The 16,555-nt window shown below is 56.3% G+C and carries 21 protein-coding genes and 1 other RNA gene; 6 read left to right on the top strand and 16 right to left on the bottom strand.

Features of this window, described 5'->3' with window-relative positions:
- Positions 1-5: 5 nt before the first annotated feature.
- The 12 genes from WD823_RS14010 to smpB form a co-directional block, all read right to left on the bottom strand.
- Positions 6-2,930, bottom strand: coding sequence for a DEAD/DEAH box helicase family protein (locus tag WD823_RS14010; protein WP_368430114.1), 2,925 nt, complete (start codon positions 2,928-2,930; stop codon positions 6-8).
- Positions 2,931-2,935: 5 nt separating this feature from the next.
- Complete coding sequence (locus WD823_RS14015; protein WP_368430115.1) at positions 2,936-3,151, bottom strand: hypothetical protein; 216 nt, start codon at positions 3,149-3,151, stop codon at positions 2,936-2,938.
- A 173-nt stretch (positions 3,152-3,324) separates the two neighbouring features.
- The gene (locus WD823_RS14020) at positions 3,325-3,534 is read right to left on the bottom strand and encodes a DUF2283 domain-containing protein (protein ID WP_368430116.1); all 210 of its coding nucleotides are present in this window, start codon (positions 3,532-3,534) and stop codon (positions 3,325-3,327) included.
- Positions 3,531-3,791, bottom strand: a complete 261-nt coding sequence (locus tag WD823_RS14025) for a DUF4258 domain-containing protein (RefSeq protein ID WP_368430117.1) — start codon at positions 3,789-3,791, stop codon at positions 3,531-3,533. The genes WD823_RS14020 and WD823_RS14025 overlap by 4 nt, the downstream gene beginning before the upstream one ends.
- A complete protein-coding gene (locus WD823_RS14030) occupies positions 3,791-4,453 on the bottom strand; it encodes a site-specific DNA-methyltransferase (RefSeq protein ID WP_368430118.1) in 663 nt (220 codons plus the stop codon). The genes WD823_RS14025 and WD823_RS14030 overlap by 1 nt, the downstream gene beginning before the upstream one ends.
- A gap of 6 nt (positions 4,454-4,459) precedes the next feature.
- Positions 4,460-5,758: a site-specific DNA-methyltransferase gene (locus WD823_RS14035; RefSeq protein WP_368430119.1), complete on the bottom strand. Its 1,299-nt coding sequence runs from the start codon at positions 5,756-5,758 to the stop codon at positions 4,460-4,462.
- 18 nt (positions 5,759-5,776) lie between these two features.
- Positions 5,777-6,613, bottom strand: a complete 837-nt coding sequence (locus WD823_RS14040; protein WP_368430120.1) for a hypothetical protein — start codon at positions 6,611-6,613, stop codon at positions 5,777-5,779.
- Between the two features lie 16 nt (positions 6,614-6,629).
- Positions 6,630-7,241, bottom strand: a complete 612-nt coding sequence (locus tag WD823_RS14045) for a hypothetical protein (RefSeq protein ID WP_368430121.1) — start codon at positions 7,239-7,241, stop codon at positions 6,630-6,632.
- A 161-nt stretch (positions 7,242-7,402) separates the two neighbouring features.
- Positions 7,403-7,576 (bottom strand): hypothetical protein, encoded by a 174-nt coding sequence (locus WD823_RS14050; protein WP_368430122.1) that lies wholly within the window; start codon positions 7,574-7,576, stop codon positions 7,403-7,405.
- 536 nt (positions 7,577-8,112) lie between these two features.
- On the bottom strand, positions 8,113-8,580 hold the full coding sequence (locus WD823_RS14055; RefSeq protein WP_368430123.1) for an LAGLIDADG family homing endonuclease: 468 nt from the start codon (positions 8,578-8,580) through the stop codon (positions 8,113-8,115).
- Between the two features lie 409 nt (positions 8,581-8,989).
- Positions 8,990-9,333: a transfer-messenger RNA gene (gene ssrA / locus WD823_RS14060) on the bottom strand.
- 41 nt (positions 9,334-9,374) lie between these two features.
- Positions 9,375-9,848, bottom strand: coding sequence for an SsrA-binding protein SmpB (gene smpB / locus WD823_RS14065; protein ID WP_368430124.1), 474 nt, complete (start codon positions 9,846-9,848; stop codon positions 9,375-9,377).
- Between the two features lie 220 nt (positions 9,849-10,068).
- Between smpB and WD823_RS14070 the strand changes: the two genes are divergently transcribed.
- The 3 genes from WD823_RS14070 to WD823_RS14080 are packed head-to-tail and all read left to right on the top strand — an operon-like array spanning position 10,069 to position 12,238.
- Positions 10,069-11,487, top strand: a complete 1,419-nt coding sequence (locus tag WD823_RS14070; protein WP_368430125.1) for a sodium-dependent transporter — start codon at positions 10,069-10,071, stop codon at positions 11,485-11,487.
- A complete protein-coding gene (locus WD823_RS14075; protein WP_368430126.1) occupies positions 11,484-11,924 on the top strand; it encodes a type II toxin-antitoxin system RatA family toxin in 441 nt (146 codons plus the stop codon). Before WD823_RS14070 ends, WD823_RS14075 begins: the two co-directional genes overlap by 4 nt.
- The gene (locus tag WD823_RS14080) at positions 11,921-12,238 is read left to right on the top strand and encodes an RnfH family protein (protein ID WP_368430127.1); all 318 of its coding nucleotides are present in this window, start codon (positions 11,921-11,923) and stop codon (positions 12,236-12,238) included. The genes WD823_RS14075 and WD823_RS14080 overlap by 4 nt, the downstream gene beginning before the upstream one ends.
- Here the strand turns inward: WD823_RS14080 and WD823_RS14085 are convergent.
- On the bottom strand, positions 12,233-12,748 hold the full coding sequence (locus WD823_RS14085) for an outer membrane protein assembly factor BamE (RefSeq protein ID WP_368430128.1): 516 nt from the start codon (positions 12,746-12,748) through the stop codon (positions 12,233-12,235). The genes WD823_RS14080 and WD823_RS14085 overlap by 6 nt on opposite strands.
- Positions 12,749-12,761: 13 nt before the next feature.
- Between WD823_RS14085 and fur the strand changes: the two genes are divergently transcribed.
- Positions 12,762-13,208, top strand: coding sequence for a ferric iron uptake transcriptional regulator (fur, locus tag WD823_RS14090; protein WP_368430129.1), 447 nt, complete (start codon positions 12,762-12,764; stop codon positions 13,206-13,208).
- A gap of 14 nt (positions 13,209-13,222) precedes the next feature.
- On the opposite strand, the gene WD823_RS14095 is transcribed toward fur, so the two are convergent.
- Positions 13,223-13,924 (bottom strand): DUF169 domain-containing protein, encoded by a 702-nt coding sequence (locus tag WD823_RS14095; RefSeq protein ID WP_368430130.1) that lies wholly within the window; start codon positions 13,922-13,924, stop codon positions 13,223-13,225.
- Positions 13,925-14,150: 226 nt separating this feature from the next.
- Here WD823_RS14095 and WD823_RS14100 point away from each other — a divergent pair, with 226 nt between their 5' ends.
- Together WD823_RS14100 and WD823_RS14105 are read left to right on the top strand one after the other, a co-directional pair.
- Positions 14,151-14,786: a class I SAM-dependent methyltransferase gene (locus tag WD823_RS14100; RefSeq protein ID WP_368430131.1), complete on the top strand. Its 636-nt coding sequence runs from the start codon at positions 14,151-14,153 to the stop codon at positions 14,784-14,786.
- 255 nt (positions 14,787-15,041) lie between these two features.
- Complete coding sequence (locus tag WD823_RS14105) at positions 15,042-15,854, top strand: cytochrome P460 family protein (RefSeq protein WP_368430132.1); 813 nt, start codon at positions 15,042-15,044, stop codon at positions 15,852-15,854.
- A 108-nt stretch (positions 15,855-15,962) separates the two neighbouring features.
- On the opposite strand, the gene WD823_RS14110 is transcribed toward WD823_RS14105, so the two are convergent.
- A complete protein-coding gene (locus tag WD823_RS14110) occupies positions 15,963-16,088 on the bottom strand; it encodes a hypothetical protein (protein WP_368430133.1) in 126 nt (41 codons plus the stop codon).
- Positions 16,089-16,097: 9 nt separating this feature from the next.
- The coding region (locus WD823_RS14115; RefSeq protein WP_368430134.1) for an isoprenylcysteine carboxylmethyltransferase family protein at positions 16,098-16,555 on the bottom strand (458 nt) is incomplete at its 5' end.

Below are 16,555 nucleotides of genomic sequence, written 5' to 3' on the forward strand. Positions count from 1 at the left end.
CTTGTCTACAACAAGCTCGTCTGAACCGCACCCGTCTGCTCCCGCAACCGCGCGAAATCCAACATCTCCGCCATGCGCGCGTTCTTGTCCCGCCATTCGTAGAACGTGGCTTCCGACAACAGCACGTAGTGCCATTCCCGGTTCCCACGCTTTTCCGCAGGCAAGCGGTTGATGTTCGCGCACCAGTTCACAGCCGCCATCTTTTTGCGTTGCACATTCGGGTGACTGATCTGACCCTTGGCCTTGGTCTCCACGAGATAGATGCAGTCCTTGGAACGCACGACAAAGTCAGGCGAGTAAAAGGCGGGCAGTCCGTCGTCCTTGAGGTAACGCAGCCGTGTGAAATGATGGCGCTGCTCGTTGATCTTGCAGAAGGCGTCAACGGTACTGTCCGCATCCGCCCACAGGATGAAGTTCTTCTCCAGGTTCCCGCTCTGCGAAGGATAGGGCAGTCTCGGGTAGATGCACTTGACAACTTCCACCGAGAACGACTCACGCATCGAAAGTTTCGCCACTTCTGAAAGGTAACGGTGGTTTACTACCGTTTCGCCCTCGATGCGGGTTTCTTCCGCCGCCATGATCGCCCGGGCAAGCTGGGTGATGACATGCGTCGCTACCGGGTCGAGCAGCAACATACGCCAGTTTTCATCCTCAAGTGGTGCAAACTCACCGCTGAAAAGACGCTGCCGGATGTAACGATCCGCTAGCCCGGCGAGTTTCGGTTTCTCGATCTGCATATAGGGAAACTTCGCCATGTTGGCGTAGCTGCGTTTGCTCTCGGTTAATGGCTCGGTCAGCATCAGGCTCACGCGGTTGACCAGTCGCGCGATGTAATCGTTGTAGCCGGTCGCGGTCATGATCCCGCCGTCCACGCGGTAGTCGCCGAACATCTTTCCGGTTTCCACGTCGTGCGACGTGAACTTGTCACCCTTCCCGACGAGGTTCTTTAGTTGGGCGAGCGTGAACCCCTCGAATGACGCCAGTTTTTCCAGCGCAATGTCCTTGCGCGAAACCGTCTCTTCTTCCTCTTCGAGAATGAAGGGAATGCCAATATCGTATTCTTCGTACCCCTCCCGCAGCCCCACGGAAATCAGATCTCCAGTCGCACCACCACCTGGCGTCTCATCAGTAGTTTCGCCGACGAGACCTTCTTTCATCAGCTCGGCGTAGAACTCCATGAAGGCCGGATGCTCGATGATGCTCAGGACATCTATCAGGCTATTCGGCTCCTTGCTTTGCCGGATAAGTTGCCGGTTTTCGATTTTTGTATCGGTGTATTCGGCCTCGCGCCACATCAAGCGCAGCCCGCGGCCGATGGTTTGCTCCAGCAGAATCTGCGCCTGCGTGGAGCGCAGCGGTACAATGACGCAGATGTTGTTCACGTCGAATCCCTCGCGCAGCATTAGCACAGAGATAATGACACGGGGTTCCGGATGCCGGTCCACGTCGAACAAGCGCTCGCGCACGCGGTTCCAATCGTCTTTCTTCAGTTCGTCTTTCTTGCCGGAATCCACCCGCAGGAATTCCTCATTGCTCAAGCCTTCGGAACGGAAGAATCCTTCCACGTGTGGAGAAACATCTGTGTCCTCGCACATCACCATCATCTTTGGGCGTCGGAGCGGATCGAGCCGGGCAAAGTCTTCTTCCAGCTTTTTCAACTTGGTTAGGCCCGCCCGCAGCATCACGCGCTGTCCGTCGGATAAGCCGATGACCTTGCCTTTCTCATCGCGTTCCGCCTTGAAGTCGAGTTCCAGGCTGGCGATTTCCTTGCGCTTGTCGAGTACCAGCGATTTAACGAGCCCGGCTCTCATCGCGGTCTTGAGGTCGAAGTCCACCACGATGTGCGGGAACATCGCCTTGGTGAGGCTCATGCCGGAACCGATCTGGTTGTACGGCGTGGCGGAGAAATCCACCTGCACGAAATGCTTGCCCTTACCCTCAGCTATATAGGTCAGGCTTTTCTGCCATTCGACTTCGGTAGTCTCGCCGGCTTTTTTTACCGCGTGGATGCGATGCGCCTCGTCGTTGAACACGACGAGGCTCTCCAGATCGGCCAGATATTGCAGTTCGCTTCCGCTCAGATATTTCTGGTCCAGTTGATTGAGGTCGTTACCGGCCGATCTGCCAGGACGGAGAGGAAACACCGACTCAACAACCTGATCCGGCTCGATGGCTTGGCCGGGGTCCACGATGGTTTCTTCGTTCAGCACTTCTTCCAGACCGGCGAGCAGATGCCAGTTAGTGATCGCGATCAGTCCGCCGCCCGTCACCTTGCGGCCAATATCTTCCTTGGTGGCAACGGCGCCCTGCACAAAGCTGAAGATTTCCTGCCGATAGGTGTCGGGTACGAACAGACTCTGAAACTTCGCCAGATCGGAGGTCTCGAAATTCCGCTTGCCTTCATGCTCCTTGCCGAGAAACGCAACCAGCAGCCGGTCGTAAACGATGAGCCCCGGCGCGACGATGAGAAAATTCGTGCTGAACGTCGTCCCCGTGTCTTGTCCGTCATGGTGCTTGGCGTTCAGGTATTGCCAGATGAGCAGGGCTTGCAGCACCCACGTCTTGCCGGTGCCAGTCGCCATCTTCATGCAGTATTTCGGATGCGCGTTCTTGGGTAGTGACAGTTCCTTGATCAACCCAGCGGACGCAAGCAATTCATCGGCGGCAAGCTCGGCATAGAGGTCTTTGGGGAGGGGTGCTTTCAGCACTTCGTGCGCATAGATGGCGTTCAGGATCGCCTGCCGCTGGCCGGGATGGTAATTGAACTCCCGCGCATCTATGTGACTCAGACTGAACCACCACACGAGCAGGTCGCGGGTTACGCCCGTGACCATCTCCAGAATCGGCGCTTCCCCGGTTTCCAAGCCGACGCACAGGTCATTGACCCGCACGGTCAGATTTTTGGCCAGGGTCAGATCGTTAACGCTCATGCTTTCTAATCGGCTCGTTCCCGAGGATGCCTGAGCCTGCGCACCGCCGCCTCAAAACCATCACCCACTTCGCTCGGCCAGATTCCGATAAGCGCATCAACGTCGGTCAAAGGCGTAACGCCCTGCGCCACTGCCAATTCTTCGAAGCTCATCGCACGCCAAAAGTTTCCGGCTGGCGCATTGCGTGATGGTTGTTTCGCGTTTCGCGTGTTCTTATTCACGGCAATATCTTACCGGCATTTGAAATAATGGAGTAACACGGAATTCCCTCTCCGTTCGAGAGAGGGCCGGGGGAGGGATCGCACTTGGCACCTGTTTTGACGAGACGCTCTCCGCGTGTCTGTTTCCTCCTCATCAAGGGACACAATGAGCGATTTCGATGAACCGGCCCGCGTTACCGTGCGGCATTACTCGAAATGGCATAGTCCATCGCGCGCGGATTTTCCATCCGCTTCGAGGCATCCAATATTTCCATGCCCACGATATTGCCGCCCTTGTCGTAATCGAGGATCACGCCGGGCTTGTCTTCATCGCTTTCTTCAATCGGCGCGCTGCTAAAAAGGATGCGCAGCACGTCCACTTCCGGATCGTAAACAACCTTCATGGCGACCTCCAATATTTCTCGATCTTGCTGGTACGATAAACCGTGACGACCACGGCCGGCTCGGCTTCATCATTTACAATAGCACGCAACAAGAATAGCTTGCCTCCGTCGAACTCCACTTGCGACTGGTAAATCTTCTTTCCATCGCGTTCGGGCAAAACTTGTTGTGGGTTTTGCAGCACCTTTTCCAGTAAATCACGGGGAATACCGCGCCGCCCTAATTCCTCCAGCGCATGCCTGGACAGCCTGAATTTCATTATCCCCCCTCCGGCTTGCCGTTACTATCGGAAACCGTCTCCACCACCTCCGACTCGAACCCGAACACATCCACCACCCGCACGGCCACCTGCCGCGGCCCGGGCTTGGCGGGAAGGTTATCGAGCCGCGCCTCGCGCACCACGCGCAAGGGATCATCGTCATTCTCGGTGTTGCTGCGGTAGTCCTGCCATACGGAGCGGAAGGTCACACCGTCGAAGTCCGGGTCCACGCTCCAGTATTCGATGAGACTCATGGGATCGCGGGCGATGATCGCCTGCAACTTTTCGCGGTTGGCGTCGTCCAGGTTCAACGCATCCGGCGAAAGCAGGATGTAGTTGTCGAGCTTCACCGCCAAGGATTCGGTCTCGCCCGCGCGCTTGCGCTCAATCGGCTTGATGGTGAGATATTGCAGCGAGGAAAACCGCACCTCATCCGGCCGCAGCTTCTTGCCAGATTTCTTGGCGAGCTTGTCGAGCAGATCGGGCGGGATTACCAGCACCTCCAGCCGCTCGTCGTTCAGGCCGGTGATGTCCATACCGATACTCGGCGTGAAGTTCCAGCCGAGCACCACGACCTTCTCCCAACCGCCCATGAGGCTGTCGCGCAGCGCCTGCGCCTTCTTGAGTGTCGGCAGCCCCGTCATCTTGTTGGGCGAATCCACGAATACCTATGTCTTGCCCTGCGACAACCGCCCGAGATTGCGGTTCGGGTTGTGTTCCGGCGGTAACGGCAGCGCGCCGTAAAGCCCGAGCACCACCTGCGCCAGATCGCCGATGCGGTAGGTTCGGCCTAAGGTGCTGCGCATCTGCTCAGTTTGATAGTCGCCGATGGACTGATACAGGAACGGCTTGGCGTTCTGGTCGATCAGCCGCTTGCGCATCACCATGCAGGCGGGTTTGCCGAGGTCGGAACTAATCCAGCGGCGGTTTAGTTGTTCTGCTACTGCTGCTGTAGTGCCAGAACCTCCAAAAAAATCTGCCACCATATCGCCCTCATCAGAGGACATTTCTAATATTCGCCGGACTATCTCAGTTGGTTTTTGAGTACCGAAATTAAGAGTTTCAGGGCCTCTAACAGCTGGGGCAGCCGGGATGCGCCAAACGTCATCCTCTATCTTGACGGTTGTTTCTTCGTAGATAAGATTTCCGCTTGAATCCTTCTCATACCCCTTCCATTTCCCAAGCTCTTTGTTCCAGACCTTTTTTGCTAACGACAGCGGCTTATCTCTATCAACACGCAGTAATTTGTATTTTTTTATGTTCTTCAGTTTGGCATAAAAGAAGATAACATCGTGGTTCTTGGGCAGACTGATTGTGCCTGATGGCAGTTTGTCTGGATAATGCCAAATAATCTCATTTATAAAATTCTCCTTCCCGAATATCTCATCAAGAATGATCTTGATGTAATGCCCGACATGCCAGTCCAGATGCACGTAGATCGAACCCGTGTCTGCTAAAAGCTCACGTATGAGAATCAAACGCGGGGTAATCATGGCGAGATACGACGCCGTGCCGTCGGCCCAGGTGTCGGAATACGCGAACTGCTCGATCACCGTCGGCTTCTGCTCCACCTCCGCGCCGGGCAGAACGACCTTCGTCCGGTAATCGGCCTTGGAGTCAAACGGCGGATCAATGTAAATCAGGTCAACCTTCCCGCGCAGCGATGGAACACCGTTTTCCTCGTCCCCGGCCAGCAGTGCTTGCATGGTCAGAAGGTTATCGCCGTAAATCAGCCGGTTCAGCCAGCCGACCTCGCCGGGATTGCCCTGGTGAAACTGTGCCTGCCGCTCGCGCTGTTCGACCGACTTGAAACAGTCCTGCCAGTTCGACTCCCGCGACGGAATCACCATCTCGTTCGTCTGAAGCCGAACCCGATACCGCCCGTCCAACCCCTCCAGAATCTGCTCGGCCCGGCGTTTTCCTTCCGCGACAATCTGCGGCAACTGTTCAAGAAGGCTTTTTTTCATTCAAGCACCAAGATACATTTATTTGTGAATTTCCAGCAATTCAGCCAAAACACTATCAATATACATTTTTACCTGCTGAACTTCGCGGCGTGCTGATGCAATATGGGTAGAAATGGAACTCCGCTCATACGCAGAGCGTGCAAGGGACGCCATTGACTCCTCAATAAGCGAGACAGAATCTTCAGGAGTCTTAGAAACCGTCTTCGATATACCGCGAGAGCGAAGAATGTGTCTGACCTTCTGCTTGTGAGTAGGCGTCGTTTTATCCTTTTCGAGTTTGAACCCGGCAGCCTTCATTACCTCGGCATCAGGCGCAAGATGGTCAAGAACCTCCCTCAAAGATTCCCGTAACTCATTTGCCACGCCGCGAAATGAGACACGGCTAGTCGATTGCAAATCATCCAATGCTTGCTGGTATGACAAAGCAGCGCTAGGTACCAAGCGCTGTAATGTGTCGAGAATCCGTTGTTCTATGACAGAGTAAATGCTGGATGCGTTTATAGACGAGCTTGCGTCACGTTGGCCTAGATTAATTTCGCGTTCGGCTCCAACGTCATGTTGGAGAGCCCGTATGGTCTTTAATACCTTTTTGTAGGATTGTTTCCGATTTTTCCCATTGGCAAGTTTTAACAGTGATTGCATTTCATCATCTAAGACAGAAACTTTGTCGGGCTGACACTTAAGTGCAATCAGATGAGGTCGCGTATGCCGGAAATATTGCTGAACTATTTTTTTGGCGCCATCTCGCAATGGCATAGCACTTACATGAATTGCTGTGGATCGTTGTAGGGCTGCACGGAATTCCTCGATCAAAGAGGTTAGCGAGTCCCACTCATCCTGAGACTGGTCAGCCATCGCGATAACCCCCGGGCTAACGTTTTGAGTCTTTTTTTGTGGCTGCACCTGTACGCGCCGGCTTCTTTTGCTTTTTCTTTCCGTCTCCTCGTTTGTTTCTTCCAGCGGTTACGTCGGGTTTGCCTGGAAGAGTGTACGCCACAAGGTTATAGCCGACAGGATTAAGTTTGTATTCGCCGCGAGATGCTGAATCCAGGTATCCCGCTGTGGCCGCATTTCCGAGAGTCTGGCCGTGCACCCTTGGAAACGGACGGAACCTGGCTTGCTTAAAGTATTTCTGGATATCTGTTGCGTTGATCGTATTTTTTCTTTCTTCAGTCGGCGCTAGCTCAGACAAATAAAATGCGACAATTGCTGCCATCTCGTTTGCAGACTTAGGTTGTTTTGCTTGCGTGAAAGAATGTATATCGTGATACCGTGGCAGTGCTGGCCTGCTCTGAGAGTCTCCGGGCACGGGTGTCACGATTTGGGTCGGCGATATAACTGCATTTGCCGGTGTGGTAGAAAGGTTAAGTCGTTTAAATACGTAGTCGATTACTCGGCTACGGGCATCATTATTCAAAGGCGTTAAGGCTGCAATAACAGCCTGAATGGCCTGAAGTTCGCTGTCACTTTCAGAACCTGTCATGTTCTTCTCCTGCGTAATCAACCCTTAACAGCAAAACCCAGGTTAGTTAAAAAATAACCCACTAGGATTTTGCTTAAACCGCACAACCTTAGCGTGCCATTAAAACACAATGTTTCATCTGTACTCGATATATATCGCAATCCCCACCGGTTCACCTGGGGCTAACCATGTGCAACGCCGTCGAGTTCGGTGAAGGTGGTCAGTTCTTTGTCGGAATCGTAATTGGAAGCGGCTCGCTCCGCCGCTGCATCCAGAAGACGCCGTCGTTCATCCTTCGGCATGCCAGCGATCTTCTTGATCTTTGTTGTTTCCGAGTTCATGTTGATAAACGTCACCCCGGATCAATCCTTTTTCGGCCCCGTGCCGGTGACGATCCCGGAGTTTTTATTGCCCGCCCGTGCCTCACACTTCGCAGATTTCGTAGCATTCTGTTCTGGAAAGTCTCGCCAAACAAGAGTTTATTCTATTTGCATGGTGGCGAGGCCACGAGCCACGATGCGTTAGACCTGTGAGGGAGTCTACCGAAGCGAAGCGCAGCGCAGGCAGTCTCCCGGTGTGTCCTTTGGATCGGGAGCACCGCGACCACCTTGAGGGGAACGGCTGGCTCTACCCAAGGGCGCAGCGGAAAACCCCGAATGGGTTTGAAGCCGCCCGACTGAGACAGCCGGGGCGGGCGGGGCCTCTTACCCCGGCTCCCGGTGGCGAAGCCGTCGCACACCGCGAGGTCCTGAATCCGCAAACGCGCCATCCTTGGCGCGCGGTCCTCGGTTCGATCCAATCACCGAAGCCACCACCACCCCCACGAAAAGACTTGCGCGCCCGAGAGAAGAAAACAAACGCTTCAGGGCGTAGCGGGGTCAGGCCCCGACGTTCAATCGGGGCTTTCTGTAGCGAGTATTTGCCGTCGTGGATTCAGACGTAGGAATTTCTCGATGAAAATATCGCGCTCTTTCAGTAGCGCTAGCGTGTACTTCCCATTTCGGGGAGTCAGCCGGATATAGCTGCGCAGGATCAGATGCGCGCGCTTGGCTTTGTATGTCTTGAGATAAGGCCTGACCTGTTCGAGTAAGGCGAGGGCTTGCCGGTTGCTGATGGCGTAGGTGACGCTGGGCGTATGGTTGGCTTGGTGGGTGCATTTATTGGTAATGCGTCCGGCACCTATCGCTTTCTTTACGTATTTCAGTAACGGCGGTTCGGTGCTGCTGATGCTGACCATGAGTTGACGATATTCGCCACGGTGTTTTCGGGTGAGCGCGATGGTGCCTTCGCCGTCAATCAGCCCGGCGATGTAAGCGGCTTCTTCAGGTGAGAGTTTCTTGACCTTTTTGTATATCGCCATTCCTGCGGATGAAGTGTAATTTCATCCACTATACAAAATAAAACCCCTGACCGGAACCGGTCAGGGGTTTCTTGCTGGTGGAGGTGGCGGGACAGTTGATCCACATCTTTCGATGCGGCCTGGACTATGCCTTCACCCCGCACCGAAGCGTGCGACCGCTGTTCAATAAAATGAGCAGCGAACATTCGCTTCGGTGCGGGGTGCGGGGCGTGTTATTCGCTTGCGCGAATCCTAGTGTCTGCTCCGAGCCTAAAGCTTTAGCCCTTCAGCAAACCTATGAGTCTCTACAGGGCAGGGAAGGTTGGCCCTTCTCTACCCCTCGGCGTTGCCATGCTGCTTCTTTCGAAACAGCGCAGGGTTCACCGAATGAGCCCCGTTTTCACTCTGCTCTTGCGAGCAGAGGCGACCATGGTGTTAATCGAACCCGCGTCCGCAAGCCCTACAGCTCTGGTTCTACATGCGTAGTCTGTCTACGATTTGACTCCACGTGTTCCGGCAGACAGGATCACTGCAGAGCTGAGCCTGCTTGGATTTAACGCTGGCTCAACAGGCACGAGCCGGCGCGATCCTGTGTCATCGATCTTTCATCCCGGCCCACAGGCGAAACGTAGGTGAAAGACTAGCGGGGATTAAGCCGCTAGGGCGTAGTTGTCGTTGTTGGCAACTATAGGTTTGCCGCTGGATTTACGAGGAGTTCGGCACCTCGGCATGCTCCAGAGGTTTCGTGACCCACGTCGAAACCAGGTCACCCCCGGATACAGAACGGATTATAACGCAAATTCTATGGGGCGGCCTTATCGCGATTTCAACACCCGCCGCATCTCGCGGTCGGACTCGCGTTTCTTGATGTCGGCACGTTTGTCGTGCGCCCGTTTGCCCTTGGCGAGTCCGATTTCCAGCTTGGCGCGGCCGTGTTTCCAGTAAAGTTGCAGCGGCACCAGCGTGTAACCCTTGCGTTCGGTGGCGCCAATCAGTTTGTTCAATTCCGCGCGGTGCAGCAACAGCTTGCGGGTGCGCGCGGGATTCGCTTGCACGTGCGTGGAGGTCGAGGGGAGTGGCGAGAAGTGCGTGCCCACCAGAAACGCCTCGTTGTGCTCGATCACGACATAACCTTCCTTGAGCTGCGCGCGTCCGGCGCGCAGGCTTTTTACCTCCCATCCCGTAAGCGCCAGGCCGGCCTCGAATTTTTCCTCGATAAAATAATCATGCCAGGCCTTGCGGTTCTGGGCGATGGCGGGACTGTGCGAGTCGCTTTTTTTGCTGCTCATGGATTACGTGGGAATTCATCCCGCGCGCGGGAGCGGTTCGGCGTCGTGGCTGGTAGCACGAACCCATTCCGTTCCGTCGGTGTCCTATGCTTGGAATAATAGGGGATAAGCTTCAATCGGAGTTTCCGAATGTTGTGGTCGGTAGACGCTTCGCATCGAGTATGCCACATTCCGGTCCCATACGAGACGATCGCGGTGCCACCATGGCTATTACCCAACAATGATTTCAACCCATAGACATCCCGTTCACCGAAGTTCCCTTTCTGGCAGCCGCCAGATCTTGCACGAGCGCTGGTCGTCACCCTTGATGTTTGTGCTGGCGGCCGGCGGCGCGACCATCGGGTTTAACAATTTCTGGCAATTTCCCGAGTTGATGCTCCAGCACGGCGGCGGCGCGTTTCTGATCGTTTACCTGCTGTGCGTGCTGGCCATCGGCCTCCCGCTGTTGATGGCGGAAGTCGCCTTGGGGCGCAGCGGACGCGCCTCGCCCGTCAAAACTTTCCGGTTTTTGGCGCGCCGCGCGCGCGCCCATCCGCTGTGGCGATTCGTGGGGGGAATGGGCATCGTCGGAGTTTTTCTGATTCTTTCCTACTTGAGCGTCATTGCCGGCTGGGTCATCGCCTATACCCTGCGTGCGGGATTTGGCGTGTTTTCCGGCCTGACGGCCGATGGATTGAATGCGCAGTTTGCCCAAATGGTGAAGGATCCCGAGAAGCAGCTTTTCTGGCATACGCTTTTCATGGTCATGACGATGTACGTCGCCAGCCGCGGCGTGCGTCATGGCCTTGAATCGCTGGTGCGGTATGTCATGCCCATGATGCTGTTGCTGTTGGCGGCGTTGACGATTTATGCGGCAACGATGGATGTCTTCACATCCGCCATCAACGAGTTGTTCCAGCCGGATTTCAGCAAACTCTCGGGGACGGGCATCCTGGCGGCCATGAGTCAGGCGTTTTTCAGTCTGGGCTTGGGTACCGGCGCGATGTTGATGTACGGAGCGTATCTTACGGTCGAATCGAAACTTCCGCGGTTGTCGCTGATTGTTATCGGAATTGATACGTTCTTCGCGGTGGTCCTTGCGCTCGTCATCGTTACCGTGTTGACCGCCGGAAACGTGGCGTTGTCCACCGGTCCAAACCTCGTTTTCCAGTCTCTCCCGCTCGCTTTCGATCATGTTCCCCATGGCCGCGTATTTTTGACGACATTCCTGGCGTTGCTGGCGCTGGCCGCCTGGACCTCGTCGATCTGGCTGGCCGAACCCGTGATGGTCTGGCTCAGCGAACGCTTCAGCCTGAGCCTTCAAAGATCGGCGATTCTGTGCGGTGTCAGCGCCTGGGCGCTGGGCGTAATTACCATTCTTTCGTTCAACAACTGGGCGTTTTCCTTCAGCTATCTCGGCGTCGTGAAGAAACTCGGTTTTTTCGATGTGCTGCAGGTAATGACCGCGCAGTTGCTGTTGCCGCTCTTCGGCATTATGGCCACCATTTTCGCCGGCTGGATCATGAGGCCCGATATCACTCGCGATGCGCTCCATCTCCGCCCGTCCTGGCTCTTTCCCGCGTGGCTGTGGTGGATGCGCCTTGCTGTCCCGCTGATGCTGCTGATAATGCTGTTCAATCTTTCCGATTTTCTTGCATGACCAAGATTCACCGTTCGGCAATCGTGCCTTACAGTGCGCGCCAGATGTTCGAGCTGGTGGCGGACATTCCTTCCTATCCGAAATTTCTTCCCTGGTGCGGCGGCGCGCGCGTCGTGTCGGCCCAGGGCGATGAACTGGTCGCCGCCATCGATATCGCCTACGGCGGTATCCACAAGACTTTTTCCACGCGCAATCTGATGCAGCGCGACAAGATGCTGGAAATGCGACTGCTCGAAGGCCCCTTCAGTCACCTCCAGGGTTTTTGGCAGTTCATGGTGCTGGCGGAAAACGCGAGCAAGATTACGCTTGATCTTGAATTTGAGGTCGCGAACAGGATTGTCGGCCTGGCGCTGACGCCGGTATTTTCCAACATTGCGAACCAGCTGGTTGATCGGTTTCACCAACGCGCCGCCGATCTGTACAGCCAGCCGGCATGACCGCGCCGAAAAAATGGCGTGTTGAAGTGGCGTATGCCACACCCTTGCGCCGGCAAGTCGTTGGCGTCGAGGTAGTTCCCGGCACCACCATTGACGAGGCCATACGCCTTTCAGGAATTCTCGAGCTGTTTCCGGAGATAGACCTGTCGCGGGTCCAAGTCGGCGTATACGGAGAAATTGCGCATCCACATGATTTGGTGAAGGAGCACGATCGTGTGGAGATCTATCGTCCATTGATCGCTGACCCGAAATCCGCGCGCCTGAAGCGGGCGGAGCGTGCCAAGCACAGGGCCGGGGGAAGAAAAAAACTATAATTTCTGCCAGAGATTCGTATCGGTTGTGGTAGCGGCTTCCGCTGCCGGCCTGGGCTGACTGGAGGAGGGCGCACCGGCATCGCCTGCGGCCGTATCGTCGGACTTTATCCGTGCATCGCCCTCCACGGCCACGAGGACATCATTTTTGAAAATCACGGTCAATCGCCGCACTTCGGCGATATCTTCACCTTGACGCCGAATATAATAGTAATAGTCCCAACGGTCCTGGTGAAAGGGATCGGTAATGAGCGGTGTTCCCAAAATAAAACGCACCTGGCTGCGTGTCATGCCGGGTCTCAATTTGTCGATCATCTCTTGCGAGACGGAATTACCCTGCTGGATTTCTGCCTTGTATACGCTAAGGCAGCCGGAGAGTAATGCGGCTACAACCGCAGACAGGAGTACACGGCGCATGGTTTTGGTATTCATCGGTAGGTGATTTACACTGGCGGAATCATAACCTGAAACGGATCGATCGGTATATCCGTTTTCGGCTTCAAAGCCGATCAAGTGTGAGAGAGCGATGCGAAATTCCCAAACAGGCGGCGCCGACCTTAAAAAAGCCGGGCTGAAGGCGACCCTTCCCAGGCTGAAGATTTTGAACATACTGGAGGCGGCCGGCCATCCGCACATGACCGCGGAGGAAGTTTACAAGGAACTGCTCAGTCTGGGGGAAGAGGTCGGATTGGCGACGGTCTACCGCGTGCTGACCCAGTTCGAGGCCGCGGGTCTCGTGATCCGGCATAATTTCGAAGGCGGGCGGTCCGTGTTCGAGATCAACCAGGGAAGCCATCATGACCACATGGTGTGCCTGGAGTGCGGCAAGGTGTTCGAATTCTTCGACACGGCGATCGAGGAGCGCCAACGTAAAATCGCCGATAAAGCCGGATTTCATATTGACGATCACACGCTGTATCTCTATGGCATGTGCGAGGGGATGAAGCAGCACGGAAAGTGCTCGAAGAAGTAATTCTCCCCGGCAACTCAGCCAAACAAGGTTTTTTGTTTATCGTATAGGCACTGCACGGCCGCATTGGCTCGGGCGGTCTGTTCAAGACCGCGGCACAACCCTTCCACCGCTTCGCCCGGCACCACGAGCAGCATGTAATGATCGGGGATCGCCGTGAATGTGCGCATGCCGGCACAGCCAAACGACAACACCGCCTCGGCGTGCTGGTAGGCGAGCGCGAGCGCGCCACAGGCCGGTCGCCCGGTGGTGCGCAGGCCTTTGCCGGACTTCCAGTGCGCGCTGCCCATGGCTTCCTGAATCAGCATCACCTGCCGGCCGTCGACCCACATTAATACCAGTTCCGGTGACGCAGGCGCCGTGGCGAGCGGCGTATAGTGCCAGGACTTGTGCTCCGGCAGGCGCGGGAGCGCCGGCACCTCCTCGGGCATGATGTAGGACACGCCGGTCATGGTCTGCACCAGCTCGCCCAGCGCCTGCATGTCCTCGTCCGCCAGAGAAAATCCCATGACGTGCGCGCCTACCTTGCAATTCGCATGAGACCGGGCATCCGCGGTGAAGCGCACCGTTTCGGCGCGCCGCCAGAAGCTGCACGCCGATGGCGCGGGCGCGAGGCCGACGGTGACCGGCGCGGAATCGCTCGCGCCCGAGACGCCCACGGGGTCGTAAGCGAGCTGCAATAATTCTTTGAGTCGGTGGTGTTGTTCCGCCGGGGTCATGGTCAGTTCCTTGTGTGGGACGATCGCATCTCGTTCGTGGACGATATTACAGCCCGAAGATTAAGTTGTGCAAAGGGCGGCGCCTGTGACCTGGTCATGGCAAAAATGAAATACCTTACAAACGACGGGCCATTCGATTTTTATTACTGCGCTTTGACGGTTTATATTGTTGACCAGCCACACGGGTGAGATGCGTTATGGTGGCGGGAAGATGACTACATCCAACATGAAACTAAATCCGCAAGACCTGGAGAAAATCACCGACCTTACGCTGCGGCACTACGACCAGAGCGCCGAGGACTTCTGGGAAGGCACGCACGATCACGATGTCAGCCAGAACGTCGCGGCGCTGTTGCAATACATCGAGGGCGAACCGCCGTTCACGATCCTCGATTTCGGCTGCGGGCCGGGACGCGACCTCAAGGCGTTTGCCGAACTAGGCCACATCGCCGTGGGTTTGGAAGGCGCCGCACGCTTCGCCGCCATGGCGCGCGCCCACGGCAGCGGCGAAGTGTGGCAGCAGGATTTCCTCAAGCTCGATCTGCCGGATGATCGTTTCGACGGCGTGTTCGCGAACGCCGCGCTGTTTCATGTCCCTAGCCAGGAATTACCGCGCGTGTTACGGGAATTGCACGCCACGCTGAAACCGCGTGGCGTGCTGTTCAGTTCGAACCCGCACGGCCAGAACCAGGAAGGCTGGAACCGCGGGCGCTACGGTGCGTTTTACGATCTCGAAACTTGGCGACGTTATATGTCCGCGGCGGACTTCGTCGAACTCACTCACTATTACCGCCCCGCCGGCGTGCCACGCGAACAACAGCCTTGGCTGGCGAGCGTGTGGCGCCGCATGGGCGCATCGTGAAAGTTAGCTTGTTAACAGCCAGAAGCAGATTTCAACAATAGCATCACCTCAACGCGTGACAGAAATGTGGCCGTATCAATCTCGACATTGACGTAAAATTCATATGGATATTTACCCGGCTCAACAGACCGCCATCTTCCGCAACTGCCTCCCACTGCGTTGACCAAAAACCGGGTTAAGCGCAAGATTGTGCGAAATTGGCGTTGGTTTTTCGATCCATCTATCCACTTATAATTTTTAATTAAGGAGAAGTCCGTGAAAAAAGCGCTCGGATTGTTCATCGTTCTGGTCGTCATGCCAGCCGCACAAGCTGCGGATGTCGCGGCCGGCAAAGCCAAGGTCGCCACCGTGTGCGCCGCCTGCCACGGGGCAGCCGGGGTCAGCGTGAGCGATGCCATCCCCAATCTCGCGGCGCAGCGGGCGGGCTACCTCGAAGCGCAACTGAAGGCGTTCAAGGACGGCACGCGCAAGGCACAGAGCGCGACCAGTCCGACGGCAATGATGAGTGCGATCGCGAGCCAGCTCAGCGCCGAGGACATCGCCAACGTCGCAGCCTACTTTGCCGCGCAGCCGGGCGCGGCGACGGGCGCCAAATCCACGTTGCTGCCGAATGTCGCGAAATCCCATGTGACCTTCCCCGAAGGCTACAAGGAGTCGTTCACGAAGTACCACACGATCAGCTTCCCGGCGACCAAGCAAGTGCGCTACTACTACGCCAACAAGGCCGCGGTGACGGCGGCGAAAGCCGGCAAGCCGCTGCCGGACGGCTCGGTGCTGTTCGCCGAAGTGTATACGGCGAAGCTTGACGCCGACGGCAAACCGGTCATTGGCGGCGACGGCTTCTTCGTGGCGGACAAGTTGGTCGTCTACACGGCAATGGCGCGTAAAGCCGGTTGGGGGAAGGACATTCCCCAAATGTTGCGCAACGAAGACTGGAACTACGCCGTTTTCACTACCGACAAACAGCACCGGCCCGGCGTGAACCAGGCCGAGTGTCTCGCCTGCCACAAGCCGCTCGACAAGGTCAGCTATACGTTCACGCTCAAGCAGATCGCCGAAGCCAAGTAACCTGGGCGGGTCGGCGGATGCACCATGTGATCTTTCAGTCGGCGAGTTTAAACGCCGACTTCACGTGCTAGGATCGCGTCAGAATTCGCGCGGAGAGTGCGTTGGCGTTCAAAAGCGGCGGCGGCGCAGCCACGTGCGCGCACGGCGGATGCCGGCCCACACGAGCACCAGCGCGAGCGGCGCGCCCCAGAATACCAGGGGGTCGTAAAAGTACTCGGAAAGCCGCTCCAGCATCCTGCCAGGTTACGTCGCCGGCTGGCGCCAGAGCCGCGGGAAAAACGCCCCAACCTGCTCCCGGTAGCGCTGGTAGTCTTCCCCGAAGATTCTGACCAGGCGCCGTTCCTCGTAGTAACCTCCGATCAGCATGTAAGCCGTGTACATGGCCGTGTACATCAGGTTGTTCAAGGACGGTCCGCTGGTCAGCAGGAAGAGCAGTCCCCCGACCAACATCGGATGGCGCACCCACTTGTAGATTCCATTCACCACTAATCGATGCGTACCGAAAAGTTCCGTGGTTACCGGCCGGACGGATATTCCGAAAAGCGCCCGGAGGCCCCGCCACGCCTGCTTCAAACCCAGGAACTCCAGGTAATCGCTCTGGAAAAACGCGATATAGAGCAAGGCAATGGAACCGAGATGGCAGACGGTGATCGCTTGCCAGAGCCAGTCGGGATAGACGATCAGCCAGACATCGTTTTCAG

The sequence above is a fragment of the Sulfuricaulis sp. genome (assembly GCF_040901545.1).
Taxonomy (GTDB): Bacteria; Pseudomonadota; Gammaproteobacteria; order Acidiferrobacterales; family Sulfurifustaceae; genus Sulfuricaulis.